The organism is Lonsdalea britannica (assembly GCF_002111595.1).
In the GTDB taxonomy this organism is placed as follows: Bacteria; Pseudomonadota; Gammaproteobacteria; order Enterobacterales; family Enterobacteriaceae; genus Lonsdalea; species Lonsdalea britannica.
In genome coordinates this window covers 51,491-71,650 of record NZ_LUTN01000020.1, presented here as the reverse complement: position 1 = coordinate 71,650, position 20,160 = coordinate 51,491, and the positions used below count along the sequence as shown (strand labels likewise).

The 20,160-nt window shown below is 54.0% G+C and carries 15 protein-coding genes and 1 pseudogene; 6 read left to right on the top strand and 10 right to left on the bottom strand.

The annotated features are described in order from the left end of the window. Nucleotide 1: 1 nt before the first annotated feature. Nucleotides 2–1,390, top strand: a complete 1,389-nt coding sequence (gene pntB, locus AU509_RS15310) for a Re/Si-specific NAD(P)(+) transhydrogenase subunit beta (RefSeq protein WP_085652024.1) — start codon at nt 2–4, stop codon at nt 1,388–1,390. Nucleotides 1,391–1,713: 323 nt separating this feature from the next. Here the strand turns inward: pntB and uspE are convergent, their stop codons facing one another. The 3 genes from uspE to ogt all read right to left on the bottom strand — a co-directional run bounded on the left by uspE (nt 1,714) and on the right by ogt (nt 4,280). Next, nucleotides 1,714–2,691, bottom strand: a complete 978-nt coding sequence (gene uspE, locus AU509_RS15305) for a universal stress protein UspE (RefSeq protein WP_094118748.1) — start codon at nt 2,689–2,691, stop codon at nt 1,714–1,716. 126 nt (nt 2,692–2,817) lie between these two features. After that, nucleotides 2,818–3,570 carry a fumarate/nitrate reduction transcriptional regulator Fnr gene (gene fnr / locus AU509_RS15300; protein WP_085652022.1) on the bottom strand — a complete coding sequence of 251 codons (753 nt, stop codon included), beginning with the start codon at nt 3,568–3,570 and terminating at the stop codon, nt 2,818–2,820. A 197-nt stretch (nt 3,571–3,767) separates the two neighbouring features. Continuing rightward, nucleotides 3,768–4,280, bottom strand: a complete 513-nt coding sequence (gene ogt / locus AU509_RS15295; protein WP_094118747.1) for a methylated-DNA--[protein]-cysteine S-methyltransferase — start codon at nt 4,278–4,280, stop codon at nt 3,768–3,770. A gap of 248 nt (nt 4,281–4,528) precedes the next feature. On the opposite strand from ogt, the gene AU509_RS15290 reads away from it, so the two are divergent. Then, on the top strand, nt 4,529–5,116 hold the full coding sequence (locus AU509_RS15290) for a hypothetical protein (RefSeq protein WP_139824063.1): 588 nt from the start codon (nt 4,529–4,531) through the stop codon (nt 5,114–5,116). A 51-nt stretch (nt 5,117–5,167) separates the two neighbouring features. On the opposite strand, the gene AU509_RS15285 is transcribed toward AU509_RS15290, so the two are convergent. The 4 genes from AU509_RS15285 to AU509_RS15265 all read right to left on the bottom strand — a co-directional run bounded on the left by AU509_RS15285 (nt 5,168) and on the right by AU509_RS15265 (nt 13,941). Beyond that, complete coding sequence (locus AU509_RS15285; RefSeq protein WP_094118745.1) at nt 5,168–6,751, bottom strand: ferritin-like domain-containing protein; 1,584 nt, start codon at nt 6,749–6,751, stop codon at nt 5,168–5,170. Nucleotides 6,752–7,100: 349 nt separating this feature from the next. After that, on the bottom strand, nt 7,101–9,599 hold the full coding sequence (locus tag AU509_RS15275) for a putative virulence factor (protein ID WP_085652018.1): 2,499 nt from the start codon (nt 9,597–9,599) through the stop codon (nt 7,101–7,103). After that, nucleotides 9,596–12,583: a virulence factor SrfB gene (locus AU509_RS15270; protein ID WP_085652017.1), complete on the bottom strand. Its 2,988-nt coding sequence runs from the start codon at nt 12,581–12,583 to the stop codon at nt 9,596–9,598. Before AU509_RS15270 ends, AU509_RS15275 begins: the two co-directional genes overlap by 4 nt. Before the next feature lie 2 nt (nt 12,584–12,585). Beyond that, nucleotides 12,586–13,941, bottom strand: coding sequence for an SrfA family protein (locus AU509_RS15265; protein WP_094118743.1), 1,356 nt, complete (start codon nt 13,939–13,941; stop codon nt 12,586–12,588). Between the two features lie 599 nt (nt 13,942–14,540). On the opposite strand from AU509_RS15265, the gene oxlT reads away from it, so the two are divergent. Both oxlT and AU509_RS15255 read left to right on the top strand, forming a co-directional pair. Then, nucleotides 14,541–15,866: an oxalate/formate MFS antiporter gene (gene oxlT, locus AU509_RS15260; protein ID WP_254901600.1), complete on the top strand. Its 1,326-nt coding sequence runs from the start codon at nt 14,541–14,543 to the stop codon at nt 15,864–15,866. Nucleotides 15,867–15,954: 88 nt separating this feature from the next. Next, entirely contained in the window at nt 15,955–16,260 is a 306-nt protein-coding gene (locus AU509_RS15255) for a hypothetical protein (protein ID WP_085652014.1), read from the top strand. Nucleotides 16,261–16,559: 299 nt separating this feature from the next. On the opposite strand, the pseudogene AU509_RS15250 reads toward AU509_RS15255, so the two are convergent. Continuing rightward, nucleotides 16,560–17,640 (bottom strand): annotated as a pseudogene (locus AU509_RS15250) (NADH:flavin oxidoreductase/NADH oxidase). A 201-nt stretch (nt 17,641–17,841) separates the two neighbouring features. On the opposite strand from AU509_RS15250, the gene AU509_RS15245 reads away from it, so the two are divergent. Further along, complete coding sequence (locus AU509_RS15245; protein WP_094118742.1) at nt 17,842–18,270, top strand: OsmC family protein; 429 nt, start codon at nt 17,842–17,844, stop codon at nt 18,268–18,270. A 172-nt stretch (nt 18,271–18,442) separates the two neighbouring features. Next, nucleotides 18,443–18,760: a YciI family protein gene (locus AU509_RS15240; RefSeq protein ID WP_094118741.1), complete on the top strand. Its 318-nt coding sequence runs from the start codon at nt 18,443–18,445 to the stop codon at nt 18,758–18,760. Between the two features lie 531 nt (nt 18,761–19,291). Here the strand turns inward: AU509_RS15240 and AU509_RS15235 are convergent. Further along, on the bottom strand, nt 19,292–19,624 hold the full coding sequence (locus AU509_RS15235) for a DUF1493 family protein (protein ID WP_094118740.1): 333 nt from the start codon (nt 19,622–19,624) through the stop codon (nt 19,292–19,294). Next, complete coding sequence (locus AU509_RS15230) at nt 19,618–20,022, bottom strand: STM2901 family protein (RefSeq protein WP_244201054.1); 405 nt, start codon at nt 20,020–20,022, stop codon at nt 19,618–19,620. The genes AU509_RS15235 and AU509_RS15230 overlap by 7 nt, the downstream gene beginning before the upstream one ends. Nucleotides 20,023–20,160 lie beyond the last annotated feature (138 nt).

Genomic DNA, 20,160 nt, shown 5'->3' with positions numbered 1-20,160 from the left:
GATGTCTGGTGGATTAGTCACGGCAGCCTACATTGTCGCTGCCATATTGTTTATTTTCAGCCTTGCTGGGTTATCCAAACATGAAACCTCTCAACAGGGGAACATTTTTGGGATCACCGGTATGGCGATTGCGCTACTGGCGACTATTTTGGGACCGAATGCTGATAACGTCGGATGGATCATCGTGGCGATGGCGATCGGCGGCGGTATCGGCGTTCATCTGGCGCGCAAAGTTGAAATGACGGAAATGCCGGAGTTAGTGGCGATTTTGCACAGCTTCGTGGGTTTCGCCGCGGTATTGGTAGGCTTTAACAGCTATATCGATCATGGTGAAATTACCGATCCTGTCCTGATCAACATTCACATGACCGAGGTTTTCCTAGGCATCTTCATCGGAGCGGTTACCTTTACCGGTTCAGTTATCGCGTTCGGGAAGCTTCGCGGAACCATCTCCTCCAAACCGCTGATGCTGCCTAACCGCCACAAGCTGAATCTGGCCGCGCTGGTCGTGTCCTTCCTGTTACTGTTGGTCTTTGTGAACACGGGCAGCGTCTCTCTGCAGGTTCTGTCTCTGCTGCTGATGACGGCTATCGCTCTGGTGTTTGGTTGGCATCTGGTCGCGTCTATCGGTGGCGCAGACATGCCAGTGGTGGTTTCCATGCTGAACTCCTATTCAGGTTGGGCCGCTGCGGCAGCCGGTTTCATGCTGAGCAACGATTTGCTGATCGTCACTGGCGCGCTGGTCGGTTCTTCCGGCGCTATCCTGTCGTACATCATGTGTAAAGCGATGAACCGCTCCTTTATCAGCGTCATTGCGGGTGGGTTTGGTACAGACGGCGCGGTTTCTTCCGCCAGTGAAGAAGTGGGTGAATACCGTGAAACCACGGCGGAAGAGGTTGCTGAACTGCTGAAAGGCTCCAGTTCAGTCATTATCACCCCAGGCTATGGTATGGCCGTCGCACAGGCTCAGTATCCGGTTCACGATATTACCGCCAAGCTGCGTGAACGCGGTATCAACGTTCGTTTTGGTATTCATCCGGTCGCCGGACGTCTGCCGGGCCACATGAACGTACTGCTCGCCGAAGCCAAAGTGCCTTATGACATCGTACTGGAAATGGATGAAATCAATGATGATTTCGCCGACACCGATACCGTGCTGGTCATTGGCGCCAACGATACGGTCAACCCGGCCGCGCAGGAAGATCCGAACAGCCCCATCGCGGGAATGCCGGTTCTGGAAGTGTGGAAGGCGCATAACGTTATCGTGTTCAAACGCTCGATGAATACGGGCTATGCCGGTGTACAAAACCCGCTGTTCTTCAAAGAAAACACGCAGATGCTGTTTGGCGATGCCAAAGCCAGCGTCGAAGCCATTCTGAAAGCCCTCTAAGCTTTCTTTTTAGCTACCCCAACGCCGCCTCGTGCGGCGTTTTTTTCATCTCTACTCCACAAAACATTCATCGCCACCTCACCATCACGTAAGCCGATACCCTTTATTATTACGGGAAGACGATAAACCGACGTGCGGATAATGAGGGGCAAATTGACTCGCGCACGAGAGTCAGGGTCAGGGTCAGGGTCAGGGTCAGGGTCAGGGTCAGGGTCAGGGTCAGGGTCAGGGTCAGGGTCAGGCAGAGTGAGTTGAATGAGGGGTTGAAGCAAGAGAAAGCTGTGGGGCGCCGGGTATTCGGCGCCCCGTTTAAAACGAGAGGGTTATTGCACGCTATTCAATTCCGGTGCGGTATCGTCGTCACTCTCGCCAGAGGCCTGCGGAGAAACAAAATCATCCGGTTTAATCGCCAATAAATCACATTTCAGACGATCGATGACGTGTTCGACGGTATTCCCGATAAAGGCGGCGGATAATCCTGTTCGGCCTAGAGAGCCCAACACGACAACACCAGCCTGCAAGTGCTCGGCCAGGTCGGGGATCACCTCTTCAGGCAACCCTTTTTCAACATGCGTAAGACGCTCGTCGAGATTGAATTTTTGCCGTAGCGCCTTCATTGCCAGCAGATGCTGACCGCGAATGGCATCGTTGTACACGCTGGGGTCGAAGTCCGGCAGTTCGATGGCGACATTGATGGGCGTTGCCGGGTAGGCCCCCACCAAATGCACATCGGTCTGATTGACCTGTCTGGCGAGGTCCAGCGTTTCGGAGACCAACTTAATATTCAGGGGGTCATGCAAAGGATCTTCGCTCGCAAGATTGACCGCCACCAACGCCTGACCGCCATCGGGCCAAGGCTGGTCTTTCACCATCCAGACCGGGCAGGGACATTTGCGCAACAGCTGCCAGTCGGTCGGCGTAAAGATGACCGCTTCCAATCGGTCGTGCTGACGCGCCATTTTCAGCAGCAGGTCGTGCTTACAGGCGATGACTTCCTGAATAATGGCTTCGAACGGCTTGCTATGCCAAACCACTTTGATCTCGATGGGGATGCCCATATCGCGATAATACTGGCTTTGCTGAGTAATCCATTCGGTTCGCTGGGCGATAACGCCTTGCCGCATCTCGGTCCGCTCATCGGGAGACAGCAGCGTCGTCATTTCATAGGAAAAATCGTAGATCGGCAGAAACGCCTTGATACGGCCGCCAAGCCGTTGCACCAAATACACGGCGCGACGCAGTGCCGGTTGGTCATCCTGATTAGGGTCAATAGCGACCAGTAGATTCTGATACTTCGCCATAGGTCCTCCTTTCGGCTGACGATTCGCAGCCTGCATAAATAAGAGTACCCCAAGAAAATTATTTTGAACAACTGATGATGGGAGCCGAATCAATAATTGAGGACAACCGTTGATTCGGCAGGGGAATTAGATTTTCTGACGGGCGGTTCCGGCCAGTTCGGCCAACGCTTCGATTTTTTCGATCGTGATGTACTTGCCTTTTACCGCCAGCGTCCCGCTTTTCTGGAAGCGGCCCAGCAAACGGCTGATGGTTTCGACCGTCAGGCCAAGGTAGTTACCGATGTCGCCGCGGGTCATGGTCAGACGGAATTCGCGGGGAGAGAAGCCTCGTTGCGCAAAACGGCGTGACAGGTTGTAGATAAAGGCCGCCAGACGCTCTTCGGCGTTCTTTTTCGACAGCAGCAGGATCATGTCCTGGTCGCTACGTATTTCACCGCTCATCAACCGCATCATCTGCTGACGCAAGTTGGGCATTTTTCCAGACAGGTCGTCCAGTGTTTCGAAGGGGATTTCGCAGACCATCGATGTTTCTAACGCCTGCGCGAAACTCGGGTGCAGAGCGTTGCCAATGGCGTCAAACCCGACCAGATCACCGGCCAGATGAAACCCGGTAATCTGCTCGTCACCCTGTTCGGTAATCGTGTAGCTTTTAATCGTTCCAGAGCGAATGGCATAGAGGGATTTCAGCTCATCACCGGCCTTGAATAACGCTTGTCCTTTCTGGATCGGTTTCTTCCTTTCAATGATGTTGTCGAGCTGGTCCAGCTCGTGCTCATTTAAGGTAAAGGGGATGCAGAGTTGGCTGATGCTGCAATCCTGACAATGGATTGCGCAACCACCGGACTGGATGCGTCGGATTATGCGCTTTTCAGGAATCATAGGTTTTGCTCTGGCGATAATTGACATTGGTCAATTTTAACAGCTTTTAAGGTCACTGATAAGACCACAGACACTCAAGAAGAGGGAATATCACGCACTGAGAGTTCAGAAATGTGAATGGCTGGTAACCTCGTGTTAACCATTGAAGGTGAAGGTATAAGCCAATGTGAAAATGTTATCCGATGAATTACACCCGGCTATGATAAGTAACCTTCATGTATTAGCAGCCATTCCTTACGCTGGATGCCACCGGCATAACCGGTCAGCGCGCCGCCTGCGCCAATAACCCGATGGCAGGGGACGACAATGCAAATCGGGTTTGCGCCGTTCGCCATACCGACGGCGCGCGATGCCGTCGGGCGTCCGAGACGCGCGGCAAGCTGACCGTAACTCATTACCGATCCGCATGGAATATCTCGTAATGCCTTCCACACTTGCTGCTGAAAATCGGTGCCTGCCGCCGCGACCGGCAATGAGTCAATCGCAGCCAACTCTCCGGCGAAATAGCGCTGCAAAGCGTCGCTCAGTCCGCCGGGGTTGACGCTGGGGGACAGTCGCACTGGCGCATCGCGATAGCGTCGCTCCAACGTGCGATGCAACTTGCCTTCGAATTCGCTCCATTCAAGTGCGCGCAAATCGTGATTTTCGTCGGCAACCACCATCAGCCCGCCAATCGGCGTCGCTATTTTATCAAGCAAAAAGGTTTGCATCGTGATTTCCCCAGAAAGGTGAATGGCCAAATGAGCATACTATCGGCTTCACTTTTTGACTATGGTTAGATCATCGACAACCGCGGGCGGCAGTCTACGGCGAAGTTCACGATCGTTTTTGCTGATAGCGCTGAATCGCTGCTTTTAAGTACAAACAAGCCCGTTGAAGAAAAGAATCTGGAAATGCAGCCGATAAGAACCTATTGAGTCAAAACATTCACTTTTAATAAAGAAATAGGGATGGAGCTATGCCGATGAAATTTCGGGCCAGTTATATCGCCGCCATGTTGTTGCTGACGACGCCGGTGATTGGTCAGACGCAGGACACCAATACAGACAACATAGAGGGTTATACGTCACAGGCGTTGGCCTCTGCGCTGCCGGATACGGTCAACGGTTTGATGCGACGCAGCCTGAACACGGACACCACCAACCATATTATTGATGCGGAGTACATCGAGTCGTCGACGAACCGTAAGGCGCTGATTTCGCTGTATACGCTACCGGTCAATATGAGCGGCGAAATTCCTCACGCCGATCGGGAAAGCGATGTCGATGCCGTCATCGCCAGTGCGGAGAAAGAGATGCTACGTCAGCGCATCCAGCCGGAGAAACGGACACTGACCAGCAGCAACGGTTCAACTGTTCGCTGTCTGCAGACGATGCTGAACAAACAGGTGCTGCACTCCCTATGTGCCACTTACGTCCAAGGGCGAATTATGGAAGTGCAACCCGTGACGTTTACTGATACCGCCGCATTGCCTGCCGCCGTCGCGGCTCAGGATAAACTGGTCCTTGAAATCAGCGATAAAATGCATACGCTGCCGGCCAAATAATGTCTACCAAACGAGGGGCTGTCTCCACAGACCCTCGTCCTTTTCCTACGCCTAGCCGTTCGATTCGGCTCCTGCATGAGAAGCCGCTAAGGCCGCCTGGATCCGCATCGGATTGAAGTATTGACGCATTAGCACGACTTTATGATCGTCATTAAACTCGTAGCGAATTGCCCAGTCATAGCTGTAAGGGACACGCGTCGTCTTGGTGATGCCTTGTTCGCCGCCATAGGCCATCGCTTCGTTGCCATTGAAAAACACGTTCTCGGTGCCAATGCTGCTGAACTCCACCGTTTGTTCCATTAGCGACCAATAGCGACGAAAACCGTCATGGCCATAAAACACCCCCGCGTAGGGGACGTCGATGGGGCCGGAGATATCCCAGATGATGTGTTCACTCATACACGCCACCGCCTTCTGTACATCGCCGGAAGCATAGGCCTGCATCAGCGTACTCAACGTTTTCTGATTGCTGTTGAAATTCACGTCCGGCACGGCGCTGGGTGACAATGTCACTTTTGGCGGGGTGTATTCAAACGTCGGGGCGCAAAAATAGCCGTTATCGCCGGGGTACGGCATACGGACAATATGTAAGAATTCATCTCGCAGCGTATGCATCGAAGCCAGCGCCGGCATCAATTTTTGAGGTTTCCCACACAGCCCTTGCTGAAGTTGTTCCAGCAGTTCGCAGTAGCGACGATTAAACCGAACGATCGCCGCTTGCGCGTCGCCCGCGGGATAATCGCTGACCTTGAGTCCGCTATGGGTTTTGACGGCATGGTCCCAGCCGGTGGTTAGCTGGACGCCCGTTGGTCCGCTGGCGATGGTCAGTTGGACGCCCGTTGGTCCGCTGGCGATGGTATCGTCAGACACGTAACGGCGTCCGCAGTAGATTTCATTGAACCGATAGTAGTGCGCGATTTCACCATCATCGCTGAGCCAAAGTTGATTCGGCGATCCTTCGCCCTGATGGAAAATGACTCTCACCGCCTCGATGGCGCTGTTCAGGTCGTAGACCGGGATCACGTTACTGCCTGCGCCATAGGTAAAATGTTCAGGGGCGATTTGGCGGTTAGCGTCGCCGCAAAAAACGGCTGTTTCGCCGAATGCGTTTACGGCCGCTCGCAGGCGAGATTCGATATAGACGTAAAATTCGCCGATGCTCATATCGCTACAGACGTGATTCGCCACGACCTCGGGGCGGATGTATTTCGGATGCTCTATCTGCATCGCCTGATGAATGGCGTGAGGAGAGAACGCATGCAGCTGAATTTCTAGATCATCAATGCCAAACGGCAGCGGTGCGGGATAGTCCGGCAAGAAATCAGGCGCATTGACCTCCGGCGTGCCGCCCACGGCGTTAAGCACGTTGCCGACCAAAACGAAATGCAACATTTCTTCGACGACGACGCTGCGAATCACGTCCGATATCCAGCGGTCTCTATCGTCGTTCAGCGTGTAAAGCATGGTGAGGTAAGGAGGGATAATCGCATGCTCCAGCGCCATCGCTTTTTTCAGCAACGTGCGGATATCATCCAGTTCCTGGCTCAGCGTTTGTCGGCTCTCAAGCTCGACAAATCCGTTGACCTTGAAGTGGTTTTCCCTATCAAGCTGACCAGCGTGATCGTGTAAATTCATGATGACAATTCCATTTTTTAGCTGTGCGAGTCGTGAAAAAAAGTTTCACGTCAAAGAAGGCGTTTTCGAATTTGGTTCACTCGATCAGGCCACAATCCGATCTGATTTTGTATGGTTTTTGTCAGGTTTCTCTAAAGGCGTTGATCTGGATCGCTTTTTGTCCGTCATGCAGGGTAGGCATAGGTTCATGCGTTATAACGCAGGCGCGTGATGGAACAGAAAGTATCAACTTACGGTCGATAAAATGAGGAAATGAAGGGGGGGAATATCGTCGCAGACGCGACAAAACTGAGGAATGCGGGGAGAAACGAGCACCGCATCTGATCCCTCAGATGCGGTGTCGACCGTTTTACGCGTCGGACTTGATCAGCGCCAGAACATGTCCCAGACGCTCGCGCTGTTTCGGCTTGATGTCCCGTCCTGCGGCATAGCCCGCATTGCGGATAATGGTTTCATTCAGACCGATCAGCCAGTCGTAGATGTAATAGGCCGTACTGTTGGTCGGCGTCACGGACAGGCGGGTCAATCGCTGTGTCGCGCCAAAACTACCGGCCTGCTTTTCGGGACGAGCAAAGATTTTCTGCCCTTTATTGACCCGGCTTTCCGGACGTTCCGCTTCTTTGACGCGCTGGAAGCCCAGCCACGCGACAAAGTCGCCGAGTACGGTTAACGCACGTGAGACCTGACGGTCGGTTTTATTTTCCCGATTCAAATCCAGCTGTTCCGCGTTCACTAACACGGTAAGCAGCTCTTCTTCGATTTTCAGGCGAATACCCGCGGTAATCAGCTCTTCCACCAACATTTCGATCGTCGGACGGGCCACGCCAAGCAGTTCGATGATGGCGTCGTTTTCCGGCAGGTTACGCAGATGCGTGATCCAGTAGCGATAGACGCTACGAGCGAACTCGGCTTCGTACCCCTGACTGTCGGCAATATCCGTTTCCGAGGCTTTAGGTTCCTCAGCATCTTGGGGGGCTTCACTGATCGGTTCATCGCTGAACAGATCAATTTCCAACCCAACGCCGAAAGGCTCATAGCTCGCAGGCGGCGCAACGGCGTCCAAATCGTCCGGATGCGCGTTATAACTGCGCGGGGACGACTCCTGTTGTTGCAGATAGAGCCTGCGCAGCTCATCACGCGAGGGCAACAGGCGTTCCAACATTTCGCCGTGAACACCGGTTCGAGTCTGCAACGCTTTCAGCATCGACTCGGCAATCTGCTGCTTTTTCGCCGGCGCATCCGCGCCCGTCGGCTGATACCAGCTGCCCAACAGATTCTCGGTCAGCTCACGTTGTAGTTCACTCAACTGCTCGTTGACGCGGTTGAGTTTTACCTCGCGGCGAACTTCCGCATCCAGCCAGGCGGCCATACGATTCACGCCGCGTTTATCCAACGCCAGCATCGTTCCCCAGGCATCGCCGGGGTTGCCGACATAGCGCTGAACCGCTTCGTCGTTGTTATGTCCATGAGTGAAGCGTCGGTCGAATTTGGTGACCGCCCATATTAATCCCGGTTTACGGCGGCTGCGGACCTGCGGGTTTTCGCCTTGGGTATGGCGGACCCAATAGTCCAGCGCTTTACCCACGGTTTTCACATCTTGCTTACCGGCGGCGGCCGTACAGACCAACAGAACGTTCATCTCCTGACTGTCGGTGTAGCGCTCCAGCAGGTAGGCCCGTTTCGCGTAGAGCAAAGTCTGCGCCAGCGGGTGAGGGGCACTGCGTAACGGACGGCTGAAGTCTTCCTCATCGTCCGCTTCCGGCTCGTCGTTCACCAGACTGAAACCGGGGAAATCCAGCAAATCGACCTGTTCGAACAGCGTTTCACGCGGCGCGTTCAACAGCGGAATTTGCAGCTCCGCGGTCAGCATCATCAGCTCCGCCAGAGACAGTTCGACGGTTTTCGCCGCGCGGCCGCCCACGATCGGACGCACCTGTACGCTCATATCCGCCGGGCTATTCAGGCGGTCAAACAAGCTGGCGTTCAGGATACCGCCGTCGGCATGCATGCTTTCATCAACCAGCACGCTCAGCGGCGCGAGCACTTTTCGTGCGCTGGAGAGGTGCTGCAGCGTATAAGCGAAGTAACGATAGGCGGCCGTGATGTCGGCTTGCTCGGCCCACAGCAGAGAGAACAGGCTGGCGCGATCGTCCGCGCTCAGGAAGGGCGCTAATTCAACCGCCGTCGGCCAGAACTGACCGGCCAGGATCGTCTGGCGCTTGCCATCGTGACGCACCAGATAGTCCCATAGCGCGACCACGTCATCGCTGTCCATGCCGGGAACCGGCGTGGTCTGACGATGCATGGCCAACATCTTCAGGTGTTCGGCGATGTGCTGCTCATCCAGCTCTTCATTCGCGGGCGTACGACGGTGATATAAGAACGCGTTCGCCATGATCCGCGCGATATCCGCTTCATTCAGCAGTTGCAGCTGGACCGGGTTCGGCGTGTTCTTACCTTCGGCCTGGCGGGTGAAACGCGTGACAAACGCCGAGGACTGGCCCGTCGGGTTGAGGTGTTTCTGGTAGTCCAACGTCAATCCGCCGACGCTGGTCTCTAGCCGACCGTTTTCACCGGCGGCCAAAGAGGAAATCAGGTATGACTTACCCGCCTGCGACAGGCCGAAGAAGCCCATCGCGATCTCTTTAGTCGCGGAGTCCATCAGGTCATGCGCCTGATTGCGGCTGCTGCGCAGTTTGATGCTCAGACGATCCGCTTCCATATCCAGACGCGGGACATTGCGCCGCGTATCGTCCAGCCAGGCTATCGCTTCGTCGACGCCCTGAGAAACGGATTGCAGTTGGCGGTTAAGTCGGCTCGATAGTTGTTTGGGCGTTAATGGTTTCATTTCTTAAAGACGCTCCCGCTATCGATCCAGTAATGAGTCATGCCCGAGCCGGTGCTGGCCAGGGTATTCAGACGGAGTTTCAAGTGCTGCGGCGGTACTGGTTGACCATCGCCCAGAATCGCCTCGGCGATCTCGAAACACTCCGGCGTGTCGTGGCCTTCGCCTTTAGCGACTTCCAGACGCACATGCAGCACGCTGTCGCCTGCGACTTTTCGTGCCAGCTCCGGGTCCACAATCGAAAGGGAATAAAGCGGAGAGGCGGGCCAACGGTCATTGTCCAACTGACGGAAACCGAGACACAGCGATCCGCGCACGTCGAAACCGGGCTGCTCGCGCAGGGTAAAGTCGGCGACATCCAGATCGATATCGTTGTAGTAAACATTATCCATGGTCAACGCCTGGCTGCTGTCCAGCATCCCCAGGTAACGCACGGTGGAATAAGGTTGGAAATCGCCCGCCTTGAAGTAGAAGCCCGGCAGACGCAGATCGAGCGCCAACAGGCACAACATGGCGCCTACCGCCGCGGTCGATTTCGGGTTATCGATCCGGCCACGCTTGTTGAACGGATACCAGTCGCTGGTGTGATAGCCATCCAGCGACAGCATACGGTTGATCGGCAGCGGTTGAAGATGACGGAACAGAGCCTGAATCCCCGGGAAGCGAGAAGGGCGTCCCGTTAACAAGAGCACGTCGCAGGCGTACAGCGAGACGACTTCGGACATCAGACGCAGATGCTGGGTAATGCTCATGCGGTTAGACAGGAATTCGGCGTGCAGCTTGCTCAAGCGCAAAACCAGCGGTACCTGAAGAATATCGAAGCCCACTTCTTCTTCCGGCAGCTCACGCTGTACGCCGCTGTTGACGTAATCCAGGACTTTCTGCGTCGGCAGCTGGCTCAGCAGCTCGCCGAACGTTGCGTCGATCTCCGCATTCAGATCCAGCGGATCGAAGTTTTCGTACGCTTCCAGCACCGCCTGACCGATCGGGATAAACAGCTGCAAAGTGACCTGCTGACGCAGCGTTAACTGCCCGTCCATTCGGCCTTCGCTGCCGAACAGGCGCGTCATCAATCCTTCCGGACTGGTCATGCCGGCCTTTTTCAGCGCGGCCTGCAGCGCAGGCAGAACATACATTTGAATGACGTCGAGCAGGATATCGTCGCCCGCCACCTTAAATCCTTCGCGGAACAGCAAGCGCGGAATGATTTTCACATTGCTGCCGACGCCGTCATCCAGCCAGTACTGCGTGATGGCGAGGTCGGTGGTGCCGCCGCCGATATCGATAGAGGCGATGCGCAGCGTTTTGCCGGGCTGTTCATCGTCCGCGAGCTCTTTATCCGGGCGCGCCATGCTGGCGAAAAACGCTTCTGCGCGTCCGCCGAAGTTCACCTGCGCTTCGTTATACAGGTAAACCATCTGGCCACAGGTCGCTTCGTCCCACTCCATCTGGACTTCCGGCACGGGAACGCGACTTAGCGCTTTATCCTGCGGCGTGTGGAAGTCCTCGTCCGCCGGATGCCAGCCCATCGCTTTCCATACCAGCCCGATGGCTTCATACATGCGACGGCGGAAGATTTCCCGCTCCGGCTTCGGCATCGCCGAGGGCAGGGTCAGAATGATGTTGCGTAGCTGACGCGGCGCGTTGGCGTGGATCATCTTCTGACGTTGGGCGGCGCTGTTCATTTGCATCAGCGCCTGCGCCAGCAATTCAGACAGCATGAAGGTCATGACTGCGCTGCGGCTGTAGTGAGGCGCAAATACCGGCAGACGTTCATCCAGCGGTAGATTAAACAGCGGCTGACCTTCGTCATTGACCAGCATGGTCAGCGGCATCGCCGTTGCCAACAGCTCTTGCTGGGCGGCACCCGCAGGTTGACCAAAACGCCAGCCGGGCATGTAGGGTTCTTCATCCCACAGATAACGGCGCGGGCTGGAGATACCGCTGGAGCCTTCCGTTCCCTGACGCTGTAGCGCCATACGGCTCGCCTCGCGTCCAACACGCGTGATGGACGGCCAGACAAAAGCGTCTTCCCGGCCGCTTTCGTAGGAGAAGTTCTGTTTGCCGAATTTGGCCTGTGCGAACTCCACGCGGCTATCGAACAGCTCGTTGTACAGATAATGGGGTTCGCTCAGATCGCGGATCTGCATTTCGTAGGTCTGTTTCAGACCATTACTTTCGTCTGCATGGTCTTCAACCAGAATACCGGCGGTGTGCGAGTTGCCCACATCCAGGATCAGGTCAACGTTGACAGCCGGTTCCTGCAGCGTACTGGCGGTGATTTGCACCTCTGGAATTTCCAGCAGGTTGCCGAGCACGTCCAGCAGGTTGAGGAAGTGCGCCTGATATTCAAAGTCGCGCAGCCCCTGACGAATTTCGTGCGGCTTCCGGCGTTCACGCTTCGCGGCCTGCTGGGAGAATGTCTCACGCAGCCAGCCGTCGACCCAGGTCAGATCCAAAAACTCGTACAGTTCGTCGCTGTGGTAGGCCAGCGTATAGTTTCGGCCGGTATTGATGTCGTTCTCGCTCGGCGCTAACGACTCATACTCGTGGCTTTCCGGATATACCTTAGTGTCGAAGGCCAGACAAATGCGGTGCGTGTTGCCGTCGTCATCCGGCTGATCCAGCTCAAGGACCTGAACGCGGGCCCAGTTGTTCGGGCCGCCGAGGAACGTCCGCGGCGGGTTGAAGCGGAAAAACGGCAGCGGCAGCCAGGCCTGACTGAGCAGGTTCAGTGATTGCTTCAGCGTAAAGTTCGACTCGGGGTTCACCGCCTCCGGCAAAACGTTGGTTTCGCCCGGCAGCACGAACTTGCCGTTGTTCTCGTTGTAAATCAACCGCAGGAGAGGGCCATTGGCGCTCTTGCGGATAAACCGGTTGGCAATGTCTGCCTCAGAATCAAGTTTGAACGCGAAATCGAGAAACTGGATACCGCTATTCTGAATCAGCGTAATGCGTTGTTTATAATCAGTAATGGTTGCCAGCATTATTATTTACTCTCACGCTTAATCGTCATCGGTAATATCGTATCGGCGTCAAAGCGGCCTTTACAGTCCGCCGCTTCAGCGGTGTCCACCCGGTTACAGACGACTTCCGGCATGCTGTAACGCGAACCGTCGCTGCAACGCGCCCGATAGCGGCTGTTAATCACCAGATTACCCGACTGATGAAGCCCGGCTTCGACGTCGGCACGGCAGGTGACTTTATCGCCATAGGTGAATCTCACTCGGCCTTTACCGTTTTGGATCTGGTACTTCAATACCGGCGGCTTGCCCGTCAGCGGATTCTTCACGATAGCGGTCGCCTGCCAGTTACCGTTCAGGAACCGGACGGAGCCAACGCGGATGGATTCCGGCGGCATGACCAGTACGCCTTTAGGCGCTGGCGTCAGGTGCACAGCATCGCTGGCTGGCGCGGTTTCCGGCGCTTTTTCTTCGCTCGCTACGGCAGGGGCCACGACGGGCGGCATTAGGGTGGCCTCACCTAATGGCAGTCCAGAGAAGCTCAGCAGCGGGGATTCTACCGGCGCCGGGGTGGCGTCCAACGCACGTTTTTCGGGTTTGACGACGACCATGGAAGGCGCTTTTTCAGAAGGCGGCAACGAAACGCAACTGCGGATCTGCATGCCCAGCGTGACCAGTAACCCGGCGCAGGGGATTAGCCACCACGCCCGCATCCAGACAGAATGTGAAGCGGGTTTCGGCGCGTCCGGCACCACAAACACGGGCGCCGGTTCCGGCGTTTCAACGGGCGCGGCTTCTGGCTCGGGGGTCGGTTCCGGCTCCTGAATCTCAGGCGCAGGGGTTTCAATCGGTTCCGGCTCAGGCTCTGGCGCCACCTCAATCACAGGCGGTTCAGGCGGCGCGACGGGGCGCAGGCACTCCAGCGCATCGGCTCGGGATTTTTTGCCGAGATTGACGAAGCCCCAGAAGGTAATAACCGGTTTATCATCCACCAGATAAACGTGGTTGGGGCCGGGGAACTGGATGGCTTTAGCCAAGAGAACGCCAAACAGTTTCAGCGCGGGTTTTTCGGAGGTTTGCGCCTTCTCGCTAATCCCGGCGATGGTTTGCTGGTACTGTTCCAGCAGTTCAAGCGCGTGCTCGCGCTGTTCGTCGCTCGCGGCCATCCAGGACGTCATTTTGCCTGCGACGGGCGCATACCAATCGATGCGATCGCCTTTTTCATTAGACTGGGGTATTGCCAGACAGTCAGCGATCGGCTGCTGCTTACGAAGACGCAGTGTTTCCCTGAGTTGCAGCGCCGAAGCGTAAACGGGCTGTCCGTTCTCTCCTAACGCCAGAAAGTCGTCCAGATTGCCACTGCGTAAAAATAGTTTTGCCACGCCAAAGAGACCTTGTGTAGTAGATGTTTCACGGCAGAAAAAGCTCGGTGTATGTCTGCGCCAGCGTAAATTCTACCTTTTTGCAAGCAATTCAAACGGCAAAAGAAACGGCAAAAGGAGTAAATGCTTGCCTTATCAGCCTTATTTTCGCCCATAACAAGGGTAGCCCGTAACGCACCGTAATGAAATGGAGAAGCGCGATCCCCCGTCAGACCGACAGCTCGCTTTAGGTAAAAAAGATCACCACCGGCGACGCAAAAGCCGCGAATGAACGAAAAGAGTGCGCGGCTGCCTTGGCTTCGCACCATGGGGCGTCTTTCATGACGTTAAGCCAAAACAGAATAATGAAGGACGTGACCGCCGCATCAAGAAATCCTCCAGCCTCGTAAGGCAAATCATTTCTTATTGAGTCAACACGTTACCGGTTGGCTGACGGGTTTTCCTGCCTGGCTGGACAACAGGTGGCATAGATAGTGCTTATCACCCTCTGGGGTCAGCATGAGTCATCATCATCACAAAGAGACCGGCTTCCCGTCGCAGTTTTTTTCGACGCATCCTGACGATGCGCGATGACATTGATACGCAGGGGGAAATGAATAGTGACAACGCTCAGCATGCCGATTCAGGTATCGGCCCGCACCAAGTGGATTCAAATGCTCCTGGGATTGATTTGTATGGCCTCGATATCCAGTCCGCAGTACGTCTGGACCTTAATGACTAAACCCTTCACAGAGAAAATCGGCGTCAGTCTGCCTGAATTGCAAGTCACGTTTTCGCTGCTGATTATCCTGCAAACCTTCTTCTCGCCGTTTCAGGGCAAGCTGATTGACCGCTTCGGGCCACGTCTGCTGATCTCGCTGGGGACCGTCTTATCCGGCCTCAGCTGGGTGCTCTCCGCACAGGTTCAGAATCTGGCGATGCTTTATCTGGTCTATGGCTGTCTTGGCGGTCTGGGAACCGGGATTGTGTATGTCGGCGTTGTGGGACTGATGGTGCGCTGGTTTCCGCGTCATCGCGGATTCGCCGCAGGCATGGTGGCTGCGGGCTATGGTATGGGGGCGATTCTCACCACATTTCCAATATCTATCAGTTTGGGTCAGCAGGGACTGGAGTGGACGTTACTGGTCTTTGGCAGCGTATTCGCGCTGGTGGGGCTGCTGGCGAGTCAGGGGTTAAGAGTGCCGGTCGAAGAGGATACCGCGTCACAACCTGTCAGCCGGTTGGAGCAAAGTCGGCGGCAGTTTGCTTCCAAAGAGATGTTGCGTCAGCCATTGTTCTGGCTGATGTTTCTGATGATGGCGATGATGTCGACGTCCGGTCTGATGGTCACCTCGCAAATGGCGATCTTCGCCCATGACTTCGGCATTACCAGCGCGGTTGTCTTCGGTATGGCGGCACTGCCGCTGGCGCTGACTATCGATCGGTTCACCAACGGATTGACCCGACCGCTGTTCGGCTTCATATCCGACCGCTTCGGACGCGAAAATACCATGTTCATCGCCTTTGCCTTGGAAGGGTGCGCGATGACGCTTTGGCTGATGTCGCGGGATAACGCGTTGCTGTTTGTGCTGCTGTCCGGCGTCGTGTTCTTTGGCTGGGGAGAGATTTTCTCGCTATTTCCTTCGACGCTGACCGATACCTTCGGGACTCAAAACGCAACCGCTAACTACGGCTGGCTGTATATGTCGCAAGGTGTTGGTTCAATTCTGGGCGGACCGCTGGCGGCATTGCTGTATCAACACACGCAGGATGGCACATCGTCTTCGGCTGCGCAATTACGCTGGACTTTGTCACGGCGGCGCTGGCGATTTGGGTACTTAAACCTTGGCGTTCACGGTTTATCCGCAGTCATAGCTAATGAGGCCTGCGGGGCCTACAGCTGCCTGCCCGTATGCTTTCTCAACATGGTGGCTTTTGTGCCGTAACCCGCGGTGCTCGTGTTGATATTCTGTTTATAGGAACTCGATCGCAGTATAGTTAGAATTAACTTTATTTTACTTTTGATTGGGTATCATGAAAAAGACCGTTGTTATGACGTTAATCCTAATAAGCTTGACGGGTTGTGTTCAGTATCAGTGGGTTAAGCCCGGCACCGACAAGCAGCAGGCAGTTATTGCTGAAACGCAATGTAAAGCGCAGGCGCTCAGGGATTTGCCACCTGACAATCAAATCTCAGGCAAGTACACATCTAGAGATGAAAAACATAAAACGGTTAGTACAAGCTACTCAACGAGTGATGAAAATGAGAGTCATCGAGACATTCTGGTGAAAGACTGCATGTATCGCAAAGGCTGGACACAGATTGAGATCCAGCATTGAGAAATAGTTGAAATTTCCTGCTGAAGATAGCCCCACATATATATGTGGGGCTTTATTAAAAATATTCATCTTTTAATCATATCGGTGATCTGACCACGGTTGATTTCATGTTTGAAACCACCCGCATCCTTATGGGTTACCCGTCCCGTAAATCAGTTGGCGCCTGAAGCATTGCAGTGGGTGGACGATATCCAGGGGCAAACAAGCATGATGTGATATTTGTTAAGTCTGAGTGATAACCGCTGTCTCACAGGCGTACGGGCAGTGACCGAAGACGTTGCCCCGGTCACTGCCATCGCTTACCCGAATAACCCCCTCAGATAATGCGGCTCACAGCGCAGATATTGTGGCGAAACCGTGATGGTATCACCCAGTTTGGCGGCGGCATGCCACGGCCAGCGGGGGTCGAACAACACGGCGCGGGCGAGGGCGATAAAATCCGCCTGTCCGGTAGCAATGATGGCTTCCGCCTGTTCTGCTTCGGTAATCAGCCTACGGCAATCGTTGAAATACCGACCGACTCGTGGATCTGTGATGCCAGCGGCACCTGATAGTTAGGGCCAACGGGGATGTTCTGTTCAGGCGACAGGCCGCCACTGGAGACATGGATATAATCGCAACCTAATGCTTCCAGCTGTTTCGACAATACTACCGAGTCGGCTTCGCTCCAGCCGCCGTCGGCCCAATCCGTGGCGGAGATTCTGACGCCCACAGCGATAGAAACCGCCTCACGGACATCCGCGAAGATCTCTAACACCAAACGCATCCGGTTTTCCAGCGTACCGCCATAATCGTCACTGCGTTGGTTGGACAGGGGGGAGAGAAATTGATGCAGCAGATAGCCATGGGCGGCATGCAGCTCGATCAGATCAAATCCCGCCTTTTCTGCCCGTTCCGCGGCGGAAATAAAATCCGCTCTGAGCTGGTGGATCTGCTCTATGGTCAGGGCTTGTGGCTGGCGGCTATCCGCATAGGCCAATGCCGAAGGCGCCACCGTTTGCCATCCTCCATCGGCGATAGCGACATCTTTTCCGCCTTTCCAGGGTTCTGCGGTGGAAGCCTTGCGCCCCGCATGTGCAAGCTGAATACCGAGTTTGATTGGGGAATAGCGGCGAATACTCGCTACTTGTTTCGTCAGTTCGGTCGCCTGTTCATCGCTCCAGATCCCTAAATCTTTAGGCTGATGCGGCCCTCCGGCTGGACAGCGGTCGCTTCCACAATCAACAGACCGGCCCCGGATTGCGCCAGATTGCCGAGGTGCATGGTGTGCCAATCGCTGGGAAACCCTTGTTCGGCGGAGTATTGGCACATCGGGGCGATGACAATGCGATTATCGAGTGTCAGCGCTCCCAGTTTGGATGGGGTGAAAAGTTGGCTCATACGTTTGCCTTACCGGTGAGAGAAAAATGACGGAAATAGCATCGAACGGTGAATACTGAGTGTATGCCAGAAATACCGAGGCGTCAGGCATCAATCGAAGTGGCCAATGAAATCAATAGGGCATTCATCATTAGCGAAACCAGGCAAGATCGGCATGACTTCCTATACTTACTGTTCAGTCTCATCAACAGGAGAGAAAGCATGACCATTCATAAGAAAGGGCAAGCCCACTGGGAAGGCGACATCAAGCAGGGTAAAGGTACGGTATCAACGGAAAGCGGGGCGCTGAGTCAGCAACCCTACGGCTTCAACACCCGTTTCGAAGGCAAACCTGGCACCAACCCCGAAGAGCTGATTGGCGCCGCACATGCTGCCTGTTTTTCCATGGCGCTGTCGCTGATGTTAGGCGACGAAGGCTATAAGCCGGACAGTATTGATACGACGGCCGTGGTATCGCTGGATAAAGCCAACGGCGGGTTCGCCATCACAAAAATTGAGCTGGAAAGCGCGGTGAAAGTGCCCGGTATTGAAGAAGCGGCGTTCGAAAAAATCATCAACAAAGCCAAAGCCGGCTGCCCGGTTTCACAGGTGCTGAACGCCGAGATCACACTGCAGTACAAACTCAACTAATAACTCGCCCGCCGTTGTCTCCGGGACACCTCCCGGGGACAGTGAATCACGGAAATTCTTTCTCCGGCGTTATCGCCACCGCGTCGGAGTAAACCCATCAAATGCTGATAGCCATCAAAACGACGCAATACACACCCTCTCTGCCGTTGAATAACACATCAGGGGAATCGTTATGGGCATTTATATCGTCAGAATGGACCATCCAGACGGGACAGGATGGAATACACACGTTGCAGAGCATGTTCGCTATCTTCAGGGATTAATCAAAGCCGGCCGTTTGATAGCGTCAGGACTGCTCAAAGAGACGCCATTAAGGGCAGGGTTTCTGATTTTCAGCGCGGCGACCCTTGATGAAGTGAAAGCAATGATTCACGGCGATCCGTTCACACGTGAGAATTTGATTGTACGTTTGGACATACAGCTGTGGGATCCACTCTTTGGCCAGTTAGCGGATCTGTCGAGCCAGAATATTCCAGCTGAATTGCAATAACGGTAAAAGTGATTCCATGCGATGGATTTTTACAGGGCAACGGGCACCGCGACTGAGACAGTTAAACCGAAAATCTGGCTCATTTTAAATTCTGTGACGAAGCAACGTTGCGTTGTATGGGAAACGGAACCACGTGAAAGACGTAAGATGTCGAGTGACGGCTGATGCCTGTATCGGATCAACAGCGCCAGTTATCCAGTGACAAAAATTCACCCAGCATGATCAAAAATTGGGTGCTGCGGCGTTGAAGAATGAATGGCTGTCATTATCGAGGATTGGTTTGTAGATGATGGCAGAGTTATCAATGTCGAAAATCTCATCCAACATGGTGAAGTGAAGAGTGGGGTTGCATGGCGAGTGAAGCGCTCAGGAATGGCTGCGGCGTCTCGGCATATAAATCAAATTTAACATAATATACATTATGCGAACCAAGATAAGGGAGCGTGGAAACTGGCGTTCCCGGCGCTGTCATTGGTCATTGGTCATTGGTCGTGTTGATGCACAGGGTCAAAAATAACTCTGCTATGTGAATCAGTCATACAGCCAACGGCCTGCTTTAGCGGATTCAATTAGCATTCCTATCGTGAAATCCGGCACCTGAGGAATATCACGTTTACGAAATGGATTAAGCAAATCCTTTAGTGGTGGTTCTGGCGGATAGTATGTAGTGATCGAAAACTTCCCCCTATCTACATCAAACTTTGTGAAAAAAACATCCATCAAAGCCAGTGCTTCATCATCTTCCAGCCGTAGATCTGAATCTAAATCCGTTGTAGGTGTCAGTTCTTTTTTCTTGAAAAGGTAGATTCCATCATAGCTTTTTACCAGTTCATAAATCCGGTGTTCAATCGTATCACTTACCATATTTTATCACTTCCTCTGACAATACGGTTGTAATCCCTGCCTGTACAATATGCAATCTGCGATATATCAGAGGCCAGAATAACCCATCCAACAACAGGTATAGCACGACCGGTAAATGCGCTAATTTTTGCAACCATTTTTATTTTTAATGTTGATGGCGGATATCCACCTATCACAGATGGCAACTGTATTCCCCAGGGAAATTTAGCAGTACCAAATACTTTACGAGAACTACGGGAAGCTAACGAAGTACCTTCAATGGCACCACGCGGTTTTGTCCGTGTAGGCAAAATATTCAATCCGGCCACAATGGACACTATCGCCCCAAAATCCTGCACACCAAGCTGATTAGCTGTATTTTCGCAAAAAATCATAAACATCAATTGGCTTGCAGTCAGATTTGAGCGGCCAGCTTAAAAGTAGGTGTTATTAAGTTCTTCAACCGTATCCATACCCTAACCTCATGATTAAAAATAACTTTATGCATTGAAAATGCGACCATGCAGCAAGATTGTTATAACACTTTTTTACACATC